The 23,219-nt window shown below is 58.4% G+C and carries 21 protein-coding genes and 1 pseudogene; 6 read left to right on the plus strand and 16 right to left on the minus strand.

Annotation, left to right across the window (positions count from 1 at the left end):
* Window positions 1-152: 152 nt before the first annotated feature.
* The 4 genes from B195_RS17935 to B195_RS17950 all read right to left on the minus strand — a co-directional run bounded on the left by B195_RS17935 (window position 153) and on the right by B195_RS17950 (window position 4,590).
* Entirely contained in the window at window positions 153-872 is a 720-nt protein-coding gene (locus tag B195_RS17935) for a tellurite resistance TerB family protein (RefSeq protein ID WP_003440304.1), read from the minus strand.
* A gap of 36 nt (window positions 873-908) precedes the next feature.
* Window positions 909-2,015, minus strand: a complete 1,107-nt coding sequence (locus B195_RS17940) for an NADH:flavin oxidoreductase/NADH oxidase (protein WP_003440303.1) — start codon at window positions 2,013-2,015, stop codon at window positions 909-911.
* 144 nt (window positions 2,016-2,159) lie between these two features.
* A complete protein-coding gene (gene recJ / locus B195_RS17945) occupies window positions 2,160-3,869 on the minus strand; it encodes a single-stranded-DNA-specific exonuclease RecJ (protein ID WP_003440300.1) in 1,710 nt (569 codons plus the stop codon).
* Window positions 3,870-4,047: 178 nt separating this feature from the next.
* Window positions 4,048-4,590, minus strand: coding sequence for a YaeQ family protein (locus B195_RS17950; RefSeq protein ID WP_003440298.1), 543 nt, complete (start codon window positions 4,588-4,590; stop codon window positions 4,048-4,050).
* Window positions 4,591-4,762: 172 nt separating this feature from the next.
* Here B195_RS17950 and B195_RS17955 point away from each other — a divergent pair, with 172 nt between their 5' ends.
* Window positions 4,763-5,962, plus strand: coding sequence for a CaiB/BaiF CoA-transferase family protein (locus tag B195_RS17955; protein ID WP_003440296.1), 1,200 nt, complete (start codon window positions 4,763-4,765; stop codon window positions 5,960-5,962).
* A 38-nt stretch (window positions 5,963-6,000) separates the two neighbouring features.
* The gene (locus tag B195_RS17960; RefSeq protein ID WP_003440294.1) at window positions 6,001-6,783 is read left to right on the plus strand and encodes a TIGR02285 family protein; all 783 of its coding nucleotides are present in this window, start codon (window positions 6,001-6,003) and stop codon (window positions 6,781-6,783) included.
* Between the two features lie 262 nt (window positions 6,784-7,045).
* Here B195_RS17960 and B195_RS17965 read toward each other — a convergent pair whose 3' ends face one another.
* From B195_RS17965 to xerD, 5 genes are all read right to left on the minus strand, one after another.
* Window positions 7,046-7,468: a response regulator gene (locus B195_RS17965; RefSeq protein ID WP_232286842.1), complete on the minus strand. Its 423-nt coding sequence runs from the start codon at window positions 7,466-7,468 to the stop codon at window positions 7,046-7,048.
* A 171-nt stretch (window positions 7,469-7,639) separates the two neighbouring features.
* Window positions 7,640-9,049 carry a threonine synthase gene (gene thrC / locus B195_RS17970; protein WP_003440291.1) on the minus strand — a complete coding sequence of 470 codons (1,410 nt, stop codon included), beginning with the start codon at window positions 9,047-9,049 and terminating at the stop codon, window positions 7,640-7,642.
* A gap of 106 nt (window positions 9,050-9,155) precedes the next feature.
* Window positions 9,156-10,460, minus strand: a complete 1,305-nt coding sequence (locus tag B195_RS17975) for a homoserine dehydrogenase (RefSeq protein ID WP_003440289.1) — start codon at window positions 10,458-10,460, stop codon at window positions 9,156-9,158.
* A gap of 136 nt (window positions 10,461-10,596) precedes the next feature.
* On the minus strand, window positions 10,597-11,328 hold the full coding sequence (locus B195_RS17980; RefSeq protein ID WP_003440287.1) for a thioredoxin fold domain-containing protein: 732 nt from the start codon (window positions 11,326-11,328) through the stop codon (window positions 10,597-10,599).
* Window positions 11,329-11,475: 147 nt separating this feature from the next.
* Entirely contained in the window at window positions 11,476-12,372 is an 897-nt protein-coding gene (xerD, locus tag B195_RS17985; RefSeq protein WP_003440282.1) for a site-specific tyrosine recombinase XerD, read from the minus strand.
* 120 nt (window positions 12,373-12,492) lie between these two features.
* Between xerD and B195_RS17990 the strand changes: the two genes are divergently transcribed.
* Window positions 12,493-14,292 carry a sodium:proton antiporter gene (locus B195_RS17990; protein WP_003440278.1) on the plus strand — a complete coding sequence of 600 codons (1,800 nt, stop codon included), beginning with the start codon at window positions 12,493-12,495 and terminating at the stop codon, window positions 14,290-14,292.
* 38 nt (window positions 14,293-14,330) lie between these two features.
* Here B195_RS17990 and B195_RS17995 read toward each other — a convergent pair whose 3' ends face one another.
* The 6 genes from B195_RS17995 to ffh form a co-directional block, all read right to left on the minus strand.
* Window positions 14,331-14,753: an acyl-CoA thioesterase gene (locus B195_RS17995; RefSeq protein WP_003440275.1), complete on the minus strand. Its 423-nt coding sequence runs from the start codon at window positions 14,751-14,753 to the stop codon at window positions 14,331-14,333.
* Window positions 14,754-14,847: 94 nt separating this feature from the next.
* Entirely contained in the window at window positions 14,848-15,198 is a 351-nt protein-coding gene (rplS, locus tag B195_RS18000) for a 50S ribosomal protein L19 (RefSeq protein WP_003440273.1), read from the minus strand.
* A 45-nt stretch (window positions 15,199-15,243) separates the two neighbouring features.
* The gene (gene trmD / locus B195_RS18005; RefSeq protein ID WP_003440270.1) at window positions 15,244-15,996 is read right to left on the minus strand and encodes a tRNA (guanosine(37)-N1)-methyltransferase TrmD; all 753 of its coding nucleotides are present in this window, start codon (window positions 15,994-15,996) and stop codon (window positions 15,244-15,246) included.
* A gap of 2 nt (window positions 15,997-15,998) precedes the next feature.
* Entirely contained in the window at window positions 15,999-16,538 is a 540-nt protein-coding gene (gene rimM / locus B195_RS18010) for a ribosome maturation factor RimM (protein ID WP_003440264.1), read from the minus strand.
* A gap of 5 nt (window positions 16,539-16,543) precedes the next feature.
* Window positions 16,544-16,795 carry a 30S ribosomal protein S16 gene (gene rpsP / locus B195_RS18015; RefSeq protein ID WP_003440261.1) on the minus strand — a complete coding sequence of 84 codons (252 nt, stop codon included), beginning with the start codon at window positions 16,793-16,795 and terminating at the stop codon, window positions 16,544-16,546.
* Between the two features lie 249 nt (window positions 16,796-17,044).
* The gene (ffh, locus tag B195_RS18020; RefSeq protein WP_003440242.1) at window positions 17,045-18,421 is read right to left on the minus strand and encodes a signal recognition particle protein; all 1,377 of its coding nucleotides are present in this window, start codon (window positions 18,419-18,421) and stop codon (window positions 17,045-17,047) included.
* 208 nt (window positions 18,422-18,629) lie between these two features.
* Here ffh and B195_RS18025 point away from each other — a divergent pair, with 208 nt between their 5' ends.
* The 3 genes and pseudogenes from B195_RS18025 to B195_RS18035 all read left to right on the plus strand — a co-directional run bounded on the left by B195_RS18025 (window position 18,630) and on the right by B195_RS18035 (window position 21,928).
* Window positions 18,630-19,442, plus strand: coding sequence for an inner membrane protein YpjD (locus B195_RS18025; protein WP_003440240.1), 813 nt, complete (start codon window positions 18,630-18,632; stop codon window positions 19,440-19,442).
* Window positions 19,443-19,643: 201 nt separating this feature from the next.
* Window positions 19,644-20,333, plus strand: a pseudogene (locus B195_RS18030) (transporter associated domain-containing protein); the annotation flags it as partial.
* Between the two features lie 278 nt (window positions 20,334-20,611).
* Window positions 20,612-21,928 carry an MFS transporter gene (locus tag B195_RS18035; RefSeq protein ID WP_003440231.1) on the plus strand — a complete coding sequence of 439 codons (1,317 nt, stop codon included), beginning with the start codon at window positions 20,612-20,614 and terminating at the stop codon, window positions 21,926-21,928.
* Between the two features lie 69 nt (window positions 21,929-21,997).
* On the opposite strand, the gene purT is transcribed toward B195_RS18035, so the two are convergent.
* A complete protein-coding gene (purT, locus tag B195_RS18040) occupies window positions 21,998-23,179 on the minus strand; it encodes a formate-dependent phosphoribosylglycinamide formyltransferase (protein WP_003440230.1) in 1,182 nt (393 codons plus the stop codon).
* Window positions 23,180-23,219 lie beyond the last annotated feature (40 nt).

A 23,219-nucleotide genomic window follows, 5' to 3' on the forward strand; every position in this document is an offset into this window, starting at 1 on the left:
ATGATGGGGAGTATAGCCGAGGGTACGCGAGGATTCGTATGGGCGCTGAGACTGATCTCACAGCAATCTGCAAAAATATTCATAAAGCTGCAGGAGCGAGCTTGATCGCGAGCTGTCCGGCATTTGAAAATGCCCGCTCCTGCAGTAAAGGGTTACTCCGCCGCCTGTTTAACCTGGGACTCCAGCTCAGCCTTCAGGCCCGGATCGAGCTTGAGTTGCTTGGCCAGTTCTTGCAGATAGGCCTTTTCCATAAAGCTCTCTTCATCCACCAGCAGCAGGCTGGCGATGTACATTTCGGCAGCGATTTCCGGGGTGCTGGCAGCACTCGCCACTTCAGCCGGGTCCAGTGGCTTGTCAATTTCGGTTTTCAGCCATTGCTGCAGGGCCGGGTCACCGTCCAGCTTGCTGAACTCGCCATCAATCAGCTGGCGCTCACGCTCGTCGATATGACCATCAGCTTTGGCCGCTGCAACCAGCGCCTTGAGAATCGCCTGGCTGTGTTGCTCTACCTGCTGGGGCGCTACCCGGTCGATCGTCTGCGGTTCTGTTTGCGGCGCCGTACCCTGGTTGGCCTGCCAGTTGCCGTAGGCTTTGTAGGCCAGTACCCCCAACGCGGCCAGACCGCCATAGCTCAGGGCCTGCCCGCCATATTTGCGGGCACTCTTGTTGCCCAGCAACATCCCCAGCACGCCTGCCGCCAGCGCACCGCCACCGGCACCTGAAAGCAACCCGCCCAACCCGCTGGAGCCTCCCAGCAGGCCGCCCAGTCCACCTTTGTCTGAGCCGGAGGGGGTGCTTTGCCCCGCGGTTTTATTCTGCAACATCTGTTGACCGGACTTGAGCAACTGATCGAGCAATCCACGCGTATTCATTAAACACCTCTCGTAAATGGGTGGCAGGGGAGAATCTCAGTCGCGCAGATCCGACTCGTGTATCGGTTGGTCGCGGTGAGTGGCACGCTGGTACTGGGCTGGCCAAATCGCCTTCTGGCCGCCCAGATCATCGTCGGCGTGCAGCGGCCAGTAGGGGTCACGCAATAGCTCGCGGGCCAGCAGGATCAAATCGGCCTGACCGGTACGCAGAATATGTTCTGCCTGAGCCGGCTCGGTAATCATGCCTACAGTGCCGGTGGCGATGCCTGCCTCTTTGCGTACACGCTCGGCAAAACGGGTTTGATACCCCGGCCCGACCGGGATCTCGGCATTGGCGGCGGTGCCCCCCGAAGACACATCCACCAGATCGACCCCCAGCGCTTTGAGGCGCAGCGCCAGCTCTACGGTTTCGTCCGGGTTCCAGCCATCTTCCACCCAGTCGGTCGCCGATACCCGGACAAACAGCGGCAACTCTTCAGGCCAGATGTCACGTACGGCCTTGGTGACTTGCAGCACCAGGCGAATACGGTTGTCGAAGGAGCCACCGTACTGGTCGCGCCGTTGATTGCTCAGCGGGGACAGGAATTGATGCAGCAGGTAGCCATGGGCAGCGTGAATTTCAACCACCGAGAAACCAGCCACAAGTGCCCGCCTGGCGGCATCGACAAAGGCTTGAATCAGGTCGTTGATCTGGGCTTCGTCGAGCTGGGTCGGGGCAGTGTGCCGCGGGTCAAAGGCTATGGGCGAAGGACCGACCGGCACCCAACCGCCCTCTTCCACTTTGACGCTGCCCTGCTTGCCCAGCCAGGGACGATAGGTGCTGGCCTTGCGCCCGGCATGGGCCAGCTGAATACCGGCCACGGCACCCTGGGCCCGGATAAAGCGGGTAATGCGCTGCAGGGGCTCGATCTGTTCGTCGTTCCACAAGCCAAGGTCCTGCGCGGTGATACGCCCGTCAGGGGTTACCGCCACAGCTTCAGTAAAAACCAGACCGGCGCCGCCAACAGCACGGCTGCCCAGATGCACCAGATGCCAGTCATTGGCCAGCCCGTCAACGCTGGAGTATTGACACATTGGCGAGACCGCAATGCGGTTGAGAAGGGTCAGTTGACGCAGGGTATAGGGCTCTAGCAGCAGACTCATGGGTCACCTCTAATGACAGTGGGCAGGCTCCAGGGAACAAGCGTACCTAGAGCCTAGTCGACAACCCTGCAAGAGGTGGGGTTCATCTTTTGTACAGATTGCGGGAGCTGGCTTGCCAGCTCCCGCAAGGGTTGAGCGCCGGGGTTAACGCGGTTCGATGTGGGCAATCATCAGTTGTACGGTTTCGTTGCCGCGAAATTCGTTGAGGTCGAGTTTATAGGCCAGTTCAACCCAGCGAATGGTCGGATTCGGCCACACTTCGCGGTCAACTCCGAAGGCAATGCCGTCCAGCTTGACGCTGCCGCACTCGGTTTTGAGCACCACTTTCAAGTGGCGCTCCCCGACAATTCGCTGCTCCACCAACTGAAACACCCCATGAAACAGCGGCTCGGGGAAGTGCTGCCCCCATGGCCCGGCATTGCGCAGGGCCCGCGCCAGTTCCAGATGGAACTCTTCTACCGCCAGACTGCCGTCCGACATCAATCGCCCCGTCAGGTCTTCTTCACGCAGTTGACGCCGCACTTCGGCATCGAACGCACGGGAAAACACCGCGAAGTTCGCTTCGGGCAGGGTCAGGCCTGCGGCCATGGCGTGGCCGCCGTATTTACTGATCAGGTCCGGGTGCTGGGCAGCCACCACGCTGAGCGCATCGCGGATATGAAAGCCCGCCACCGAACGACCGGAGCCCTTGAGCATGCCGTCACCCGCATCGGCAAACGCGAACGTCGGGCGGAAGTAACGCTCCTTGAGGCGCGAAGCCAGAATCCCGATCACCCCCTGGTGCCACTCCGGATCGAACAGGCACAAACCAAACGGCATGCTTTCAACCGGCAGCTCCTTGAGTTGGGCCAGCGCTTCACGCTGCATGCCTTGCTCAATGGACTTGCGATCCTGGTTCATTTCGTCGAGCTGCGCGGCCATTTCCCGCGCGGCATTGGCGTCGTCGGTGAGCAGGCATTCGATACCCAGGCTCATGTCGTCCAGACGACCGGCGGCATTCAGGCGCGGCCCAAGAATAAATCCAAGATCGGTGGAGGTAATACGCGAGTGGTCACGCTTGGCCACTTCAAGAATGGCCTTGAGCCCCGGCCGCGCACGCCCGGCCCGAATGCGTTCGAGCCCCTGATGCACCAGAATCCGGTTGTTGGCGTCCAGCGGCACCACGTCCGCCACGCTGCCCAGGGCCACCAGGTCCAGCAGCTCGGCAATGTTTGGCGCCTTGCTGTTTTGATACCAGCCCAGACTGTTCAGGCGAGCACGCAAAGCGATCAGCACATAGAAGATCACCCCGACACCCGCCAGTGCCTTGCTCGGAAACTCGCAGCCCGGCTGGTTGGGATTGACGATGGCATCAGCCGCCGGCAGCTCGTTGCCCGGCAAGTGGTGGTCGGTGACCAGAACGCTCAACCCGGCCTCTTTCGCCGCTGCCACACCCTCGATACTGGAAATGCCGTTGTCGACGGTGATCAGCAACTGTGGCGTGCGGGTCAATGCGACTTTGACGATTTCCGGGGTCAGGCCGTAGCCATATTCGAAACGGTTAGGCACCAGGTAATCGACATGGGCCGCGCCCAGCAGACGCAAACCGAGCATGCCGACGGTACTGGCCGTGGCGCCGTCGGCGTCAAAGTCTCCGACTATCAGGATGCGCTGGCGCTGTTCAAGGGCCACCACCAGCAAATCCACGGCGGCATCGATGCCCTTGAGCTGCTGATACGGAATCAGCCGCGCCAGGCTCTTGTCCAGTTCCGCTTGCGACTGCACGCCACGGGCGGCGTAAAGACGCGTCAGCAATGTCGGCATTTCGCCCAGAAAAGGCAGGATTTCGGGCAGTGGACGAGGTTCGATGCGCATAAGCTGGATGGAGGCTCTTATTGAAAAATGTACTTGTACAGGTCGCTTGAAAACGTCGCGAGCGAAGGCAAGACAAGGCAAAAGCAGGCGAGGACGCGCAGTTTACGGGGTGAAAATGAGCAGTCCGGGCCTGCCTTTAACGCAGTATTGTCGAGCGCAGCAGTTTTCATGTGCTCTGTTAACCGCGATCGCCCTGCAGCCACTGCAACTGGACTTCGTGCTGGCCGCGATCGTCGGTCACGAAAATCGTGCCTTCGCTGATCATCACGTCCCACTTGATAACGCGCGGCATGTCTTTGGCCAGGACTTCAAGAATCTCTTGCGGAACGGCCGCGATATTGACGTTCTTCAGGTTCTTGATGGCCGGGATCACTTTGCCTTCCCAAACGCGCAGGCTGCCATAGGCCAGCAGACTGGTGCGTTCAGTACGGCGCGAACACCAGGTCAGACGATCGGCATCGGGCTGGCCGACTTCGATCCAGTGCAGAACGCGGTCGTCCAGGCTTTTTTCCCACAGTGCCGGCTCGTCGACATCCGAAAGACCACGACCAAAAGCCAGCTGCTCGTTGTACCAGAAGGCATACGCCAGAAGACGCACGGTCATGCGCTCTTCAGTTTCAGACGGGTGACGGGCGATGGTCTGCTTGACGCTTTCATACACCCCGCGATCGAGATCGGTGAGATTCAGTTCAAACTTGTAAGTCGTGGACGGCTGGGCCATGAACGGGCTTCTTGATACGGAGAAAGGCGCCAAGTCTAACCGATACACCCCCGCCTGCGCTCAATTCAACTGTAAGGGCACGCTTGTGCAAGAGGGCTAAACGCACAGATAAGACAGGTGCTGCCACCTATGTTAAAAGGCTCTACTCGCTCGCCCTGGACAAGGACTACCCATGCCACTCGCCACCAAACCCCTTTCAGGCCTCAAAGTCGTCGAACTGGGTACCCTGATAGCGGGGCCTTTTGCGTCGCGCATCTGCGCCGAATTTGGCGCCCAGGTGATCAAGGTTGAATCCCCCGACGGCGGTGATCCGCTGCGCAAATGGCGCAAGCTGTACGAAGGTACCTCGTTGTGGTGGTTCGTCCAGGCCCGCAACAAAAAATCCCTGACCTTGAACCTCAAGCATCCTGACGGCCTCAACGTGCTCAAGGCATTGCTGGCAGACGCCGATATCCTGATCGAGAACTTCCGCCCCGGGGTTCTGGAAAAACTCGGCCTGGGCTGGGATGTACTGCATGCCCTGAACCCGAAGCTGGTGATGGTGCGCCTCTCGGGCTTTGGCCAGACAGGGCCGATGAAAGACCAGCCGGGGTTTGGTGCCGTCGGTGAATCCATGGGCGGGCTGCGGTATATCACCGGCTTTGAGGATCGCCCTCCGGTACGTACCGGCATTTCCATTGGTGACTCGATTGCCGCGCTGTGGGGTGTGATTGGCGCCCTGATGGCGTTGCGTCATCGCGAGGTTAACGGCGGCCAGGGGCAAGTGGTTGACGTCGCACTGTACGAGGCGATTTTCGCAATGATGGAAAGCATGGTGCCCGAGTTCGATGTGTTCGGTTTTATTCGCGAGCGCACCGGCAATATCATGCCCGGCATTACCCCCTCCTCGATCCACACCAGCCAGGACGGCAAGCACGTACAAATTGGCGCCAACGGCGATGCCATCTTCAAACGGTTCATGCTCATCATCGGCCGGGATGACCTGGCCAATGACCCTGAACTTGCCGGCAACGACGGACGCGACGCCCGCCGTGACGAGCTGTACGGCGTGATTGATCGCTGGGTGGCCTCATTGCCGCTGCAGACCGTGCTCGAACAACTGAGCTCTGCCCAGGTCCCGGCCAGTCGCATTTTTTCGGCAGAAGACATGTTCACCGACCCGCAATTTCTGGCCCGTGAAATGTTTCTGCAAGCCAAACTGCCTGACGGTAAAGACTTCAAGATGCCGGGGATCGTACCGCGGCTATCCGAGACCCCGGGTTCCGCCGACTGGGTGGGCCCGGAGCTGGGTGCACACAATCATGAAGTGCTGAGCGGTTTGGGCTACGACGCTGCAGCCATCGCTGAGCTCAAGCTGGCAGGTGCCATTTGACCGGTGATTGTTAGTTGCTACGGGAAAAGATCAGCACCATGACCCGGCACTCAAAGTGGCGCGGCATTTGCGCAGGTCTGGTCACGCTGGCATTGCTTGCCTGGCCCCCAGAGACTCTGGCGGCACCAAAGCTCATCTGGTTGATGCGCGATCTGCCGCCATTGACGGTGCGCGATGGCCCGCAAAAAGGTCAGGGGCTCATTGACCAGCTGATGCCCGCATTGATGACAGGCATGCCGCAATATCAGCACGTCATCTTGCCGGTCAATCGGGCCCGGGCCATTCGGATGCTCGAAGAAGCTTCGCTGGCCTGCGACCCGGCACTGGTATGGAACCCCAGGCGCGCCCACTCAATTGTCTATTCCAGCCCGGTCATCGGCTTGCATGGCAATGGCCTGGTGATTCGACGCGAAGATCAAAAACTGATTGAGCCCTTTGTCCGCGACAAGGCGGTAGACCTGACGGCCATGCTCGACGCTCAAACCTTGAAGCTCGGCGTCATCGCCAAGCGCAGCTACGGACCATGGATTGATGCTCAAGTGTCACAAGGCCGCAAACACCAGCTCTTCATCCACTACGGCAACGATCCGCTGGGCAGTTTGCTGCACATGCAGAGTGCCGGCCGGGTTCAGGCGCTGCTGGGCTATTGGCCGGAGATTCAATCCAAGGCAAGACAACAAGGGCTCAATCCTGAGTCGCTGATTTTCTACCGCATCCTCGGTGCCCCCGCCTACCAGCCCATTTACATCGGCTGTACCAATACCCCTGAAGGGCGCGAAGTCATTCGCAGAGTCAACGCCATACTCGCTGATCGGCCATGAGGGACTGCACGCCCCGGCGGGGATATGCCCCGGGGCCGGCCACACCGGCGACTGCCAGAACCCCGGGACGGCCAGGGGCAATGACAAAAAAAGCACAAAAAAAATCCCGGGCAGTGGGGAGACAACCCGGGATTTAACAAGGTCATGAAGACCCACTCAACAGGCTACAAGCATCGGAGCAATAAGCTTGATCCTGTTGATGCTGAATCTGACATAGCACCTGCGGGAAAGGTTCCCCGGCATATGCAATCAATTCGCACTATCAAGCCCCGGCCACTGCGCGGCTCTGCTGATAGGAGTCCAGCAAAAGCCCCAAGCCGGTTACAGTCACCGGCTTGGGCAAATATCCCAACACCCTGAGACCATCCTTGCGGGCTGTGCTTACCGCACTTTCCAGGACATGGGACTCGGCCCCGCCGACAAAAATCAGTGCCGGCGCCTCAGGTTTGGCGGACATTTCATGGATCAGCTGCAGTGCGTCGGCGGCTTCCAGATACAAATCACAAATGGCCACATCGATGGCCCCGCGCCTGGCCAGCGAGCCCCGGGCAGACTCTAGGTTGTCAGCCGCCAGGACATCGAATATGTGATAGGCATTCAACATCTGATGCAACGACATCAGCTGGAAAGGGTTGTCGTCAACAATCAAAACTTTCAGGGAGCGCATCATGGGCCTTTGGAGCATAACGCGTACTTGGCGCAGGGGAGTCGACTCTAGAGCGGATGGCCAGCAATAAACATCGGATGATTCCTAAATACCGACAGGAAACTTCTTGGTGGCAGACCGGGCCGGCAGCACCTTATCAGCCACAAATAAAAAAGCCCGTCAAATGACGGGCTTCAACATACGCAAGACTTAGAGTGGCTTGCCGCGATTGCCATGCTGGCTGACAAAAGCTTGTACGGCTTTCAAGTCATTGGCCAGAACGGTGTAGCGCTCTTCCCGCGCAAACAGATCAGCAAGATGCGCTGGTAGCTCAAGCGCTTTCCCGACACCAGCCTTTTCTACCGCATCAGGAAACTTGACCGGATGCGCAGTGCCCAGAATAACCATCGGAATATCCAGGCTGCGACGGCACTCACGGGCGGCCTTGACCCCGATAGCGGTATGCGGGTCCAGCACTTCGCCAGTTTCGGCAAACACCTGGGCGATGGTTTCGCAGGTTTGCTCATCATCGACTGCCAGCGAATCGAACAAACGACGCGCTTCGGTCCAGCGATCATCTTCAACGCTGAAGTTGCCGGTTTGCTTGAAGGCTTCCATCAGACCCGCAACTGCCGCGCCATTACGGCCGTGCAGATCGAACAGCAGGCGTTCGAAGTTGGAGGACACCATGATGTCCATCGACGGCGACAGGGTCGCGTGCAGGGTGTCCTTGGCGTACTGATTGCCGCTCATGAAGCGGTGCAGAATGTCGTTACGGTTGGTGGCAACGATCAACTGATTGATCGGCAAACCCATGTTGCGCGCCAGGTAGCCGGCAAAAATATCGCCGAAGTTACCGGTAGGCACCGAGAACGAAACCGAGCGATGCGGGCCGCCCAGTTGCAGGGCTGCGTGGAAGTAGTAAACGATCTGGGCCATGATCCGCGCCCAGTTGATCGAGTTCACTGCCACCAGGCGTGTGCCCTTGAGGAAGTCCTGATCGGCAAAGCTGGCCTTAACCATCTCCTGGCAGTCATCGAAGTTGCCTTCGATGGCGATGTTGTGGATGTTGTCGCCGAACAGCGTGGTCATCTGGCGACGCTGTACCTCGGACACCCGGTTGTTGGGGTGCAGGATAAAGATGTCGACGTTTTCGCAGTGCTTGCAGCCTTCAATGGCCGCAGACCCGGTGTCTCCGGAAGTAGCGCCGACAATAACCACGCGCTCGCCACGTTTTTCCAGCACATAGTCGAGCAAGCGTCCGAGCAGTTGCAGGGCAAAGTCCTTGAACGCCAGCGTAGGACCATGGAACAGCTCCAGGACCCACTCGTTGCCATTGAGCTGGCGCAGTGGTGCTACAGCTGCGTGGGAAAACGCGCCGTAGGTCTCTTCGAGAATCTTTTTGAAATCGGCGTCAGGAATGCTGCCGGTGACAAACGGGCGCATGACCCGAAAAGCCAGTTCGTGATACGGCAGGCCGGCCCAGGAAGCGATTTCTTCCTGGGTAAAGCGCGGCAGGTTTTCCGGTACGTACAAACCGCCGTCGCTGGCCAGACCGGCCAGCAGGACATCTTCAAAGTTCAGGGCCGGTGCCTGGCCACGGGTGCTGATATAGCGCATGGTTTCAAACCTTCGGTTTGAGCGGCAAGCTGTCTGGCGACAAGCTGCAAGTAAAAGCGCATTGGCTTGACTTGCAGCCTGCAGCCTGGCGCTTGCCGCTGCTTAATTAAATAAGATGCTCAACGCGGATGCGAACCACCGGACCCACAACGCCCTGCAGTGCTTCAAGCGCTGCGATCGCATCGTTCATGTGCTGCTCGAGCACACGGTGGGTCAGCAGAATCATCGGCACCAGACCGTCATGTTCTTCAACTTCTTTCTGCATGATCGATTCGATGTTGATCCCGCGCTCCGACAAGATGCTGGCCACCTGGGCCAGTACGCCCGGATGGTCCTTGGCCTGGATGCGCAGGTAATAAGCGCTTTCGCAGGCTTCGATTGGCAGAATCGGGTGATCGGACAGCGAATCCGGCTGGAAGGCCAGGTGCGGGACGCGATTCTCGGGATCGGAGGTCATCGCACGCACCACGTCCACCAGGTCTGCCACCACCGACGAAGCGGTTGGCTCCATGCCGGCGCCGGCGCCGTAGAACAGGGTTGAGCCTGCTGCGTCACCATTGACCATGACTGCGTTCATTACACCGTTGACGTTGGCAAGCAAACGGTCAGCCGGGATCAGTGTCGGGTGCACCCGCAACTCGATACCGCTGGCAGTACTGCGTGCCACACCCAGGTGCTTGATGCGATAGCCCAGCGCCTCGGCGTAATTCACGTCAGCCGTGGTCAGCTTGGTGATGCCTTCGGTGTAGGCCTTGTCGAATTGCAGCGGGATGCCGAACGCAATCGAAGCCAGAATCGTCAATTTGTGTGCGGCGTCGATGCCTTCGACGTCAAACGTCGGATCGGCTTCGGCGTAACCCAGGGCCTGGGCTTCAGTCAGCACGTCTTCAAAGGTGCGACCCTTCTCACGCATCTCGGTGAGGATAAAGTTGCCCGTACCGTTGATGATGCCCGCAACCCAGTTGATGCGGTTGGCCGACAGGCCTTCACGGATGGCCTTGATCACCGGAATCCCGCCAGCAACTGCCGCTTCGAACGCAACGATCACGCCCTTCTCTTGTGCCCGGGCAAAAATTTCGTTGCCGTGAACCGCAATCAGCGCCTTGTTGGCAGTAACCACGTGCTTGCCGTTTTCGATGGCCAGGAGTACGAGTTCGCGAGCGATGGTGTAACCACCAATCAGCTCGATAACGATGTCGATCTCAGGGTTGGTCGCAACAGCGAATACATCGTTGGTAATGGGGGTACCGGTAATGTCGCACTGAGGGTTTGGCGTACGCATGGCAATTTGCGCAACCTGGATACCACGCCCGGCACGGCGGGCAATCTCCTCGGCGTTACGCTTTAGTACGTTGAAGGTGCCGCCACCGACGGTCCCGAGCCCACAGATACCTACTTTGACCGGATTCACGCTGAACTCCCCATAAAACGGCCGACTCAAGGTCGGCCGTGGAAAACAACCGTGGATTGCCACGGTTCTCTATTAATAGCCGGGCCACTGAACCGCCCCGCCATGATCGTCAAAGGCTTACCGTGACGATGCAGGATTATTTAACACTGAGTGCCAGCTTGCCAACCTGCGCAGCAGGCTGATAGCCCGGAATGACCTGGCCATCTGCCAAAACAATCGCCGGCGTACCATTTACACCAATGGACTGGCCCATGGCGAACTGTTTGGCAACCGGATTGGCACATTTAGGCGCCTCTACCGTCTTGCCATCCGTCATCTTGTCCATGGCAGCTTTCTTGTCCGTGGAACACCAGACCGCCTGCAGTTGCTTGTCACCCGGCGAGCCAAGGCCCTGACGCGGGAAAGCAACATAGCGCACTTCAATCCCCATTTTGTTCAGCTCAGGGATTTCGGCGTGCAATTTGTGGCAGTACGGACAAGTGGTGTCGGTAAAGACCGTGATATGCGACTTGGTTTCACCGATTGCCGGGTAAACCACGGTTTCTGCCACCGGGATACCATTGATCAACTTGGCGACGCCAATGCGTTCGGCCTGCTCGGTCAGATTGACCGGCTTGCCGTCCTTGAGCTGAAACATATAGCCCTGGACGATGAACTGTCCATCGGCACTGGCATACAGCACGCGACTGCCCTTGAGCTTGACTTCGTACAGGCCGGCCATTGGGCTGGCGCTGATGCTCTCGACCGGAACATCCAGTTGCAGCGTTTCCAGGCTCTTGCGAATCGCTTGTTCGGCACCGCTATCGGCAAAAGAAAAGGTACTGACCAACGCAATGGCTGCGGCGGCAAAAATTCGGGTCACGCGCATGGGAACTCCTGAGGGCGGACAAGCGGCCAAACCGGAAAATCACGATCTGAAAAAAAGGATTCCGGTGGCGCGCTTTATTAACCGGCAAAGCCTACCACAGTTGGCTTGCGTGGCCGACTCCAGCCGACGCAAGCATCTATAAACAGCTCAGCCCCGGGGGTGATGAAGGGCATGCATTTCTTGCAGGCGGGCACGCGCAACATGGGTGTAAATCTGGGTGGTGGACAGATCACTATGGCCCAGCAGCATCTGCACCACCCGCAAATCGGCACCATGGTTGAGCAAGTGGGTCGCGAAGGCGTGACGCAAGGTGTGGGGCGACAGGGATTTGTCGATCCCGGCCACTTGAGCCTGATGCTTGATACGGTGCCAGAAGGTCTGACGGGTCATTTGCTCACCGCGCTGACTGGGGAACATGACATCGCTGGGGCGGCCGTTCAGCAGCTCATGGCGGGCATCGCGCATGTAGCGCTCAACCCAGACAATCGCCTCCTCCCCCATTGGCACCAGCCGCTCCTTGCTGCCCTTGCCCATTACCCGCAACACCCCTTGACGCAGGTTGACCTGTTCCAGAGTCAGGCTGATCAACTCGGTAACCCGCAGGCCGCAGGCATAAAGCACCTCGAGCATCGCCCGGTCACGCTGACCAATGGCTTCTGCCAGATCCGGGGCGGCGAGCAAAGCCTCGACATCCGCCTCTGACAGGGACTTGGGCAGCGGCCTGCCCAACTGCGGCATATCGACCTGTAAGGTCGGATCGACTGCAATCAGCTTTTCGCGCAATAAATAGCGATAGAAGCCACGGGCTCCGGAAAGAAAACGCGCTGTGGAGCGAGGCTTGTAACCCTGCTCCAGGCGCCATGCCAAGTGATCCAGAATCAGCTCGCGGCCGGCACCGGCCAGCTCAAGACCGCGCTCCTGCAACCAGCCATTGAATAACGCCAAATCGCTGCGATAAGCGTCACGGGTGTTGTCCGACAGCCCCTTTTCCAGCCACAGGGCATCCAGGAAACGGTCGATAAGTGGATTGTCTATAGCAGGCATTGGCGCTCGAAAAGCGCAGCCCGCAGGCCGCGCATAAATAAAAGGTGAACTGCAAAAGTGGCCGCTAGTCTTTCATGGCCGGCTGATGCCATAAACCACAGGTTCTCACAGGAGCCCCTTATGAATGAACAACAGATTCTGCTGGCGTTGGGAGGAATCGGCATCGCCGCCCTGGGCTCTCAGTGGCTGGCCTGGCGCCTGAAACTGCCAGCCATCCTGTTTTTGCTCCTGACCGGGATTCTCGTAGGGCCCGTTCTGGGCTGGCTTGATCCGCAAGAGCTGTTCGGCCCTCTGCTGATGCCTCTGGTTTCGCTGTCAGTGGCGCTGATCCTGTTTGAAGGCAGCCTGACCCTGCACCTGACCGAATGGGGCGAAATAGGCAGCGTAGTGCGCCGCCTGGTTACCATCGGAGCCCTCTCGACCTGGGCGGTGATTACCCTGGCCACGCATTGGCTGCTGGGCTTTGACTGGCTGCTGGCGCTGCTGTTCGGCACCCTGACACTGGTTACCGGGCCAACGGTGATTGTGCCAATGCTCCGCGTGGTGCGACCCAAGGCGTCGATCGCCAATATCCTGCGCTGGGAAGGCTTTGTCATCGACCCCATTGGCGCGTTACTGGCAGTGGTGGTGTACAGCTTCATCATTACCCGCGCTTCAGGCGAAGGCCTGAGCCACAGCCTGCTGACCTTTGGCGGAGTGATTGTGTGCGGCAGCCTGTTTGGCATCGTGGGCGGCTGGGTCATGGGGCATATCCTGCGCCGGCAATGGCTGCCCGAATACCTGCACAGCCTGGCCACACTGGCGACAGTGCTGGCCATATTCATTGCCTCCAATACGGTGATGCATGAGTCAGGACTGATGGCCGTCACGCTGATGGGCATATGGATGGCGAATATGAAGGGCGTTGATGTACGCAACATTCTGCACTTCAAGGAAAACCTGAGTATTTTCCTGATTTCGGGCCTGTTCATTTTGCTGGCGGCACGCCTGGACCTGCATGCCATGATCGCGCTGGGGCCCGTGGTGCTGGTGTTGCTGCTGATCATTCAATTCATTGCTCGCCCGCTGAACGTACTGCTATCGACTTTCGGCTCAAAACTCAACTGGCGTGAGCGCACGCTACTGGCCTGGATCGCACCGCGGGGCATTGTTGCGGCGGCGGTGTCGGCCATTTTTGCAATTCGCCTGGATCAGGCCGGACATGAAGGGGCGCTGTTGCTGGTGCCACTGACGTTTGCCGTGATCATTGGCACCGTTGTGCTGCAGAGTGCTACTGCTCGCCCCCTGGCACGCCTGCTCAAGGTCGCCGAGCCAGCCCCCAGCGGCTTTCTGATCGTCGGCGCCAACGGTCCGGCCCGGGCCATTGGCAAAGCCCTGCAACAGCTGGGCAGTCGCGTATTGCTGACCGACTCCAACTGGGAAAATATCCGCGCAGCGCGCATGGAGAATCTGCCGACCTACTTTGGCAACCCGGCCTCGCAACACGCCGAGGTGCATCTGGACCTGGTGGGCCTCGGGCACCTGCTTGCGCTGTCGCCATCGGGTGAGCTCAATACCCTGGCCGCAATCCGCTTTCGCCATGAATTTGGCCCCAGGCGCCTGTATACATTGGCCAGTGGTCAGGAAATCCGCCGCACCGACAAACATCGCGCCAGTCATGAGCATCGTGGGCAATCACTGGGCAACCCGGTCCTGACCTATACCCAACTGGCCAGTGAACTGCACAACGGTGCCGAGATATACAGCACTCAGCTGACTGAAAACTTCACTTGGGAGGATTACCAGGCCCTGCATGGCGAGCGCGCCACACTGCTGTTTGCCCGCGACCACAACAGTTGGGTGCATGTGGTGACGCCAGACAGCGATTTGAAGCCGGGAGCCGGCTGGACGCTATTGGCCTTGATCAGGCAGGACGCCTAGCCTGTTGGAGCCAGGCTGGCTCCAACCTGTGTTGGTTATTACTCGCCTTGCCGGGCAAAGCCTGGCAATACCGGTACCGGGCGCTTGTCATCATCAATGGCAACAAAGCTGAACAGGCCCTGGATCGCCAGCTCGCGACCATCACAGCTCATGCTTTCGACATACACCTCAACCTCAACCTTGAGGCTGGTATTGCCGACTTTAACCACACGCCCGATCAGCTCGACTATGCAGCCGGCCGCAATCGGGTGGTTGAAGTCGATCCGGTCGGTGGACACAGTCACCAGCGGCAAACGGCAGAAACGGGTCGCGGCGATAAACGAGACCTCGTCCATCCAGGCCAGTGCAGTGCCGCCGAACAAGGTGTTGTGATGATTGGTGGTGGACGGGAATACCGCTTTAGTAATACGGGTTACGGACAATTCGGTACGACGTTGAATCTCTTGCTCACGCGAAGCCATGATTTTACTACCTGCAACCAAACAAAAAACTGACAAATTTCAGGCACAAAAAAGCAGCCCGAAGGCTGCTTTTTTCTGCATCGGGAAGCTGGACTTAAGCCAGTTTTTCCTTGATGCGAGCTGCTTTACCGGACAGGTCACGCAGGTAGTACAGCTTGGCTTTACGAACGTCACCGCGACGCTTGACTGCCATGCTGTCGATTTGCGGGCTGTAGGTCTGGAAAGTACGCTCTACGCCAACACCGTTGGAGATTTTACGAACAGTGAAAGCACTGTTCACGCCACGGTTACGCTTGGCAATCACTACACCTTCGAAAGCTTGCAGACGCGAACGATCGCCTTCCTTCACTTTCACCTGAACGACAATGGTGTCGCCCGGGGCAAAAGGAGGGATCTCTTTAGTCATCTGCTCTGCTTCGAGTGCAAGGATGATTTTGTTAGTCATGCTGTGCTCCTAAGGTAGATCGTCTGATCTACCATCGATACGTTGTTAACTATCGTCCCGCTCGCGGATATATTCCTCGAGCAGCTTCTTCTCTTCTCCAGAAAGCGAGCGGCTTTCCAGAAGATCGGCGCGTCGTTCAAAGGTCCGCCCAAGGGACTGCTGTAAACGCCAACGCCGGATATGTGCATGATTGCCACTAAGCAATACGTCGGGAACACGCTGATCCGCATACACCTCCGGTCGGGTGTAGTGCGGGCAATCCAGCAAACCATCCGTGAAGGAATCTTCCTCCGCGGAGTCCGCATGCCCTAAAGCTCCAGGCAGCAGTCGTGTAACCGCATCAATCAGAACCATCGCCGGCAGCTCGCCACCGGAAAGTACATAGTCACCAATCGACCACTCTTCATCGACATAAGCATCTATAAAACGCTCGTCAATGCCTTCATAGCGACCTGCAATGAGGATTAATGCTTCCTCATTCGCCAGTTCGCGTACCGCCGACTGATTCAGTTGACGGCCTTGGGGCGACAGGTAAATTACCTTCGCCGCCTCTCCGGCTGCTTCTCTGGCCTGAACCAGTGCATCTTCCAGAGGCTTGATCTTCATCACCATGCCCGGACCACCGCCAAATGGGCGATCGTCCACAGTGTGATGCCGGTCCGTTGTGTAGTCACGCGGGTTCCAACAGGTGAGCTGCAACAGCCCTTGTTTCACCGCACGACTAGTGATGCCGTAGTCGCTGATGGCTGAAAACATTTCGGGAAACAAACTGATCACTTCTACGCGCAATTTAGCCACGCTTAGAAGTCCGCATCCCAATCCACCTTCATCTCGCCCGCTTCCAGGTCGATGCTCAACACACATTGCTCTGTATAGGGCAACAAGCGATCACGATCATCCAGGCTGCCTGGGCAAGGTTTGACTTCCATGACATCGTTCGAGCCAGTTTCCATCAGATCAACAACCTTGCCGAGCAATTGCCCTTCGAGGTTGGTCACTTTAAGACCCTGCAGCTGGTACCAGTAGTACTCGCCATCGGTCAGTTCAGGAAACAGGTTGCGTGGCACGCAGATCTCGAATTCGCGCAGAAGACCAGCTTCGTCACGATCATCAAGACCTTTGAGCTTCACGACCAGAAACTTGCCGTTATGAGAACGGCCACTGACCAGCTCTGCCTGTCGTACTTCATTACCGCGCCGAAGCGTCAGCTTTTTGTAGTCCAACAGGTTATCAATTGGATCCGTAAAGGAATAAACCTTCACTTCGCCGCGAACGCCGTGAATTGAATAAATTTTGCCGATAACGATCAAATCATCAGCAAGATCAGGCGTCACGCTCATATTGCTCAGGCCGCAGCCTTAGCGTTTTCTTTCACAAGCTGAGCAACGCGCTCAGACATTTGTGCACCAACACCCAACCAGTAGGCGAGGCGGTCTTCTTTAATGGAGAAACGAACTTCCTGACCACGGGCAACCGGGTTGAAGAAGCCAATTTGTTCCTTGTGGGAACCGTCACGTGGGTTACGGCTATCGGTAACGGTCAAGTGGTAAAACGGGCGCTTTTTGGAGCCGCCAAGGGCAAGACGGATTGTTAGCATGTGAACATCGTTCCTGTAGTCGGTGCTGCAAATCTAAATGCACAGCGGGCATAGGTGCCCGAAAGGCCGCATATTCTAAGGAATATCCGGACTTTTGCAAATGTCTTTTTCTGGCGCCTAGTCGACATGCCATAAAGATTTGCTATAAGGCCGCCACGAATGGCGACAGGTCGGCTCCCGCACGTGCGGGTTTGCCGGGTATCTCGCATCACTGCGAGCCGCCCAAGCGCGAGCGCTCAGGCAGGTAATTTACATTTTCGGCATGCCGCCACCAGGCATCATGGAGCCCATGCCGCGCATCATTTTGGCCATTCCGCCTTTTGCGGAGAACTTCTTCATCATTTTCTGCATCTGCTTGTGCTGCTTGATCAAGCGACCGATGTCCTGCACCTGGGTGCCGGAACCCATGGCAATACGACGTTTGCGCGAACCACTGATCAGGTCAGGGTCACGGCGCTCGGCCGGAGTCATGGAGTTGATGATGGCTTCCATTTGCTTGAACTGCTTTTCTGCCGCGCCCTGGGCGTTGCCCATTTGCGCCAGATTCACGCCACCCATGTTCGGCAGCTTGTCCATGAGGCCGCCAAGGCCGCCCATGTTCTTCATCTGTTGCAGCTGATCGCGGAAGTCTTCGAGATCGAAGCCCTTACCTTTCTTGAGTTTCTTCGCCAGCTTGTCGGCTTTGTCTTTATCGAGGGTCTGTTCGGCCTGCTCGATAAGGCTGAGCACGTCGCCCATGCCCAGAATGCGCGAAGCGATACGATCCGGGTGGAACGGTTCCAGAGCGTCGCTCTTCTCGCCCATACCGATGAACTTGATCGGCTTGCCGGTGATCGAGCGCACGGACAATGCCGCACCGCCACGGGCATCGCCGTCAACCTTGGTCAGGATCACACCGGTCAGCGGCAGCGCATCGCCAAAGGCCTTGGCCGTATTGGCGGCATCCTGGCCGGTCATGGCGTCGACCACAAACAGGGTTTCTGCCGGCTTGACGGCGCCGTGCAGTTCCTGGATTTCGGTCATCATCTCGGCGTCGATATGCAAACGACCCGCGGTATCGACAATGACTACATCAATGAACTTGAGCTTGGCTTCAGCAATGGCCGCCAGCGCGATGGCCACCGGCTTCTGGCTGATATCGGACGGGAAGAACGTAACCCCCACTTCCGCCGCCAGGGTTTCCAGCTGCTTGATTGCCGCAGGACGATAAACGTCGACCGAGACCACCATCACTGTTTTCTTTTTGCGCTCTTTAAGGAAGCGCGCCAGCTTGCCGGCGGTGGTGGTTTTACCCGCACCTTGCAAACCGGCCATCAAAACTACTGCAGGCGGCGTGACATTGAGGACCAGGTCCTCGTTGGCAGCACCCATCAGGCTTTCAAGCTCGGCCTGGACGATCTTCACAAACGCCTGGCCCGGCGTCAGGCTGCGCGACACTTCAGTGCCGACAGCGCGCTCTTTGACCGCGTTGACGAAGTCCTTGACCACTGGCAAAGCCACGTCGGCTTCCAGCAACGCCATGCGCACTTCACGCAGGGTGTCTTTGATGTTGTCCTCGGTCAGCTTGGCCTTGCCGGTAACATGGCGCAGCGTCTGCGAGAGACGATCGGTTAAATTTTCAAACATGCGCGATCCTTTCAGGCCCAAAGTAGACCGGGGTTATTGCGGCCCAGCCCGTGTAAAACTGATGCTCGGCGAGCCTGCGGCGTGGGCAGGTCGCGGATTATAGCGAAGACTGGCCGCATACGACACCTTGCCGTCGGCTTATGTAGTCTTTCGTGCATGGGCGGTTGTATGCCAAACTCAGCCCTTTCGGGCTTGCCTAACAGGATTTATGCTCCCCTTGTCACCGAGTTTGCTACCCAGCCTCGCCGCCGCCTGTTTATATGCCGCTGCGACCCTCTATCAAGGCACTTGCCTGCGCCAAGGCGCAAAGGCGAACAAACGCCTGTTGGTGACACTCGGCATTCTCGCCGTAATCGCCCACGCCATGAGCCTGTTCACCCACCTGATGACCCCGGCGGGTCTTGAACTGGACTTCTTCAGTGCTGCCAGCCTGATTGCCGCAGCAGTCATTGGCGTAACGCTGGTGGCATGTGTCCGGATCCCCGTCGAGAACCTGTTGCTGCTTCTATACCCGCTGGGAATGCTCACGGTGCTGCTGTCGCAGTTCGCCCCGCCCGGTACGGTTCAGGTAATAGATGAAGAGCCCGGCATCCTCGCCCACATCCTGTTATCGCTCCTGGCCTATGGCATGTTCACCATCGCGGTGTTTCAGGCGTTGCTGCTGACCCTGCAGAACTACCAGCTCAAGAACAAGCACCCCAAAGGCCTGATCAAGAACTTCCCGCCCCTGCAAACCATGGAAAGCCTGCTGTTCGGCTTCCTGTGGGCCGGCTGGTCGCTGCTGTCACTGTCATTGATCTCCGGCTGGATGTTTTTGGGCAATCTGTTTGCCCAGCATCTGGTCCATAAAACCTTGCTGGCCTGCCTGGCATGGATCGTATTCAGCGTACTTCTGCTGGGGCGCCACCACCTCGGCTGGCGCGGACACAAAGCCATACGCTGGACGTTTGCCGGTTTCTGCCTGCTGATGCTGGCCTACTTTGGCAGCAAGCTGGTTCGTGAATACATTCTGCATATCTGACGGGCGATGATTATGGATAGCTTGCCCCCCGGGCCGATGCTGGCAGTTCTGGCATTTTTGATCGCAGCAGCCGGGCTGTTCGCCGGTTTTCTATGGGGCACAAACAACAGGAAGGTCCTTCGTGCCGAGGTGCCGCAGACGCGCCACACACCTGCCCAGCAAGACGACGAACTCTCCGCCAGCCGGCCGCAACTGCTCTCCGGCATCCATGCGCTGGACAACATCACGGTCAACGACATCCTGATCCCGCGCAGCGAAGTCGAAGGCCTGAACCTCGACGACTCCATCGAAGATCTGATCGAGCAACTGCGCCAGACCAAGCGCACACGCCTGCCGGTGTTTCATAACGACATCAACCAGGTCGAAGCCATCCTCAATACCCGCCACGTCCAGCACCTGCTGACGGATGCCAGCCTCACCAAGGAAGCGCTGCTGGCCGTCTGCACCGAGCCCTACTTCGTTCCTGAAAGCACGCCCCTGCAGCTGCAGCTGCTCAACTTCCACAAGCAACAACGCCGACTGGGCGTCGTGGTCGATGAATACGGAGAAGTACTGGGAATCGTGACCCTGGAAGACATCCTCGAAGAGATCGTCAGTGAGTTCGAGGACGAGCAAAACATCGATAACCCGCTGATCGATCCCCTGCCCGACGGCCGCTTTGTGGTTGATGGCGCAGTCTCGGTCCGCGAACTGAACAAGGCCCTGGGCTGGCACCTGCCTTGCGACGGTCCGAAAACCCTTAACGGGCTGGTCACCGAAGCACTGGAAACCATTCCCGAAACCACTGTTTGCCTGAAGATCGGCCGCTATCGCCTGGAAATTCTCGAAACCGAAGAAAACCGCGTCAGCCGCGTACTGATCTGGCACAACAGCGTCAAACCCGCGGTTTAATCGCCGCGTAAGGTCTTGTTACATTCGAACAGGCCTCCCTATAATCATTTCCGCTTACACCCCGCTTGCGGGGTAAAGCCAGTCGATTAAAACACCGCATATCTTCAGTGGGAGCTGGCTGAGCAGTTCCCACCGGTTTATCTCCCCGCTTGAGACTGCGCTCGCCTGACTGACTGGCATTTGCCCCCACTGGCCAAACGACCATAAAAAACGCTCTGCCCTGTCCGCCGCCAAGGCTGATAAAGGTCAACGAGCTTATAACTGTCAGGGATATGCGCATGACCACCAGCACCACCTACAGCGAAGCCTCGCCCGAGAAGCCGGCCAACTCCACAGCCCGTGTCGCTACAGCCAGCTTTATTGGCACCGCCATCGAGTTCTACGACTTTTATGTGTATGCCACCGCCGCCGCGCTGGTTATCGGCCCGGTCTTTTTCCCGCAGACATCCGGCACAGCACAGATGCTGTCGGCGTTCCTGACCTTCGGCATAGCCTTTCTCGCACGCCCGCTGGGTTCATTTCTGTTTGGCCATTTCGGTGACCGGGTAGGACGCAAGTCCACCCTCGTCGCTTCCCTGCTGTTGATGGGGGTGTGTACCACCCTGATCGGCGTCCTGCCGGGCTACGCCACCATTGGTGCCTGGGCACCGATCCTGCTCTGCGTGCTGCGCTTTGGCCAAGGGCTTGGGCTCGGCGGGGAATGGGGCGGCGCAGCTTTGCTAGCCACCGAAAACGCCCCCAAAGGCAAGCGCGCCTGGTTCGGCATGTTTCCGCAACTGGGTCCGTCGATTGGTTTTCTCGCAGCCAACGGCCTGTTTCTGGCACTGGCCTTGACCCTGAGTGATGAACAGTTCCGCTCCTGGGGCTGGCGCATCCCGTTCCTGCTGAGTGCTGCTCTGGTGATGGTCGGCCTGTATGTGCGTCTCAAACTGGAAGAAACACCGGTCTTCGCCAAGGCCGTAGCCCAGCACGAACGGGTGAAGATGCCGATCGTCGAGCTCTTCAGCCAGTACTGGGCACCCATGCTGCTGGGCGCTGCGTCGATGGTGGTGTGTTATGCACTGTTCTACATCTCGACCGTATTTTCACTCAGCTATGGCGTTTCGACATTGGGCTACACCCGCGAAACGTTCCTCGGCCTGCTGTGCTTTGCCGTGCTGTTCATGGCCGCGGCCACCCCACTGTCAGCCCTGGCCAGCGACCGTTACGGACGTAAACCGGTATTGATTGTCGGCGGCATACTGGCAGTTTTGTCCGGGTTTCTGATGGAGCCATTGCTCACCCATGGCACGACCTGGGGGGTGGCACTGTTTCTGTGCATCGAGTTGTTCTTGATGGGGGTGACCTTTGCTCCGATGGGAGCCCTGCTGCCTGAACTGTTTCCCACCCGCGTGCGCTATACCGGCGCATCGGCGGCCTACAACCTGGGGGGCATTGTCGGCGCCTCGGCCGCACCGTTCTTCGCCCAGAAACTGGTGAGCATGGGCGGTCTGAGCTGGGTTGGCGGCTATGTATCAGGCGCAGCGGTACTCAGCCTGATCGCTGTACTGTGCTTGAAGGAAACCAGAGAGGCAGACCTGAACAAGGTCATCTAAACCTGTAGGAGCGAGCTGTGCAAAAAGCTCGCGAGCAAGCTCGCTCCTACAGCAGGTTGTTGCGGGGGGTTATAGCTCTACGACAACCGCCTTGGACGAACGGGTCGCTTTGGCCCGTGCCGCTTCAATCGACTCATCCCGGGCCAGTGCCACGCCCATGCGGCGCTGGCCATTGACCTCGGGCTTGCCGAACAGACGCAAGGCGGTATCCGGCTCGCTCAGGGCCGCTCCCAGGTTGGAGAACGCGGTGCGGGTCGACTGCCCTTCCACCAGAATCACTGCCGAAGCCGAGGGTCCGAACTGACGGATCAACGGGATCGGCAACCCCAGAATCGCCCGCGCATGCAGCGCGAACTGCGACAAATCCTGCGAAATCAGGGTCACCAGACCTGTGTCATGGGGGCGCGGCGAAACTTCGCTGAACCACACTTGATCGCCCTTGATGAACAGCTCGACTCCAAACAGACCACGGCCACCCAGCGCCTCGGTAACGGCCTTGGCCACACGCTCAGACTCAGCCAGTGCAATCGGGCTCATGGCCTGGGGCTGCCAGGACTCCTGGTAATCGCCCTTCTCCTGGCGGTGACCAACCGGGGCGCAGAACGTGGTGCCGCCGATATGGCGTACGGTGAGCAAGGTGATTTCGTAATCGAAGTCGATAAAGCCCTCGATGATGACCCGGCCCTTGCCCGCCCGTCCACCTTCCTGAGCGTAGTCCCAGGCGGTTTTCACATCGTCGGCACTGCGCAGCAGGCTCTGGCCTTTACCCGACGAGCTCATGACCGGCTTGACCACACACGGGAAACCGAGATCCTGCACCGCTTTGCTGTAATCCTCGAAGGTGTCGGCAAAGTGGTACGGCGAAGTTGGCAGGTCCAGCTCTTCAGCCGCCAGACGGCGAATGCCTTCGCGGTTCATGGTCAGCGAGGTCGCACGGGCCGTAGGGATCACGGTAAAGCCTTCAGCTTCCAGCTCGACCAGGGTCGCGGTGGCGATGGCTTCGATTTCCGGAACGATAAAATGCGGCTTTTCCAGCTCGATCACGGCACGCAGGGCAGCACCGTCCAGCATGTTGATCACGTGGCTACGGTGCGCCACCTGCATGGCCGGGGCGTTGGCGTAGCGATCGACAGCGATGACTTCGACCCCCAGACGCTGCAATTCGATGACGACTTCCTTGCCTAGCTCGCCGCAGCCACACAACATTACGCGGGTCGCGGTAGGCGACAGTGGAGTTCCGATACGGGTCATTTCAGGTCCTCAAGGAAGCAAATCATCGAAGGCGCTCGCA

This window comes from Pseudomonas sp. Lz4W (assembly GCF_000346225.2).
In the GTDB taxonomy this organism is placed as follows: domain Bacteria; phylum Pseudomonadota; class Gammaproteobacteria; order Pseudomonadales; family Pseudomonadaceae; genus Aquipseudomonas; species Aquipseudomonas paraversuta.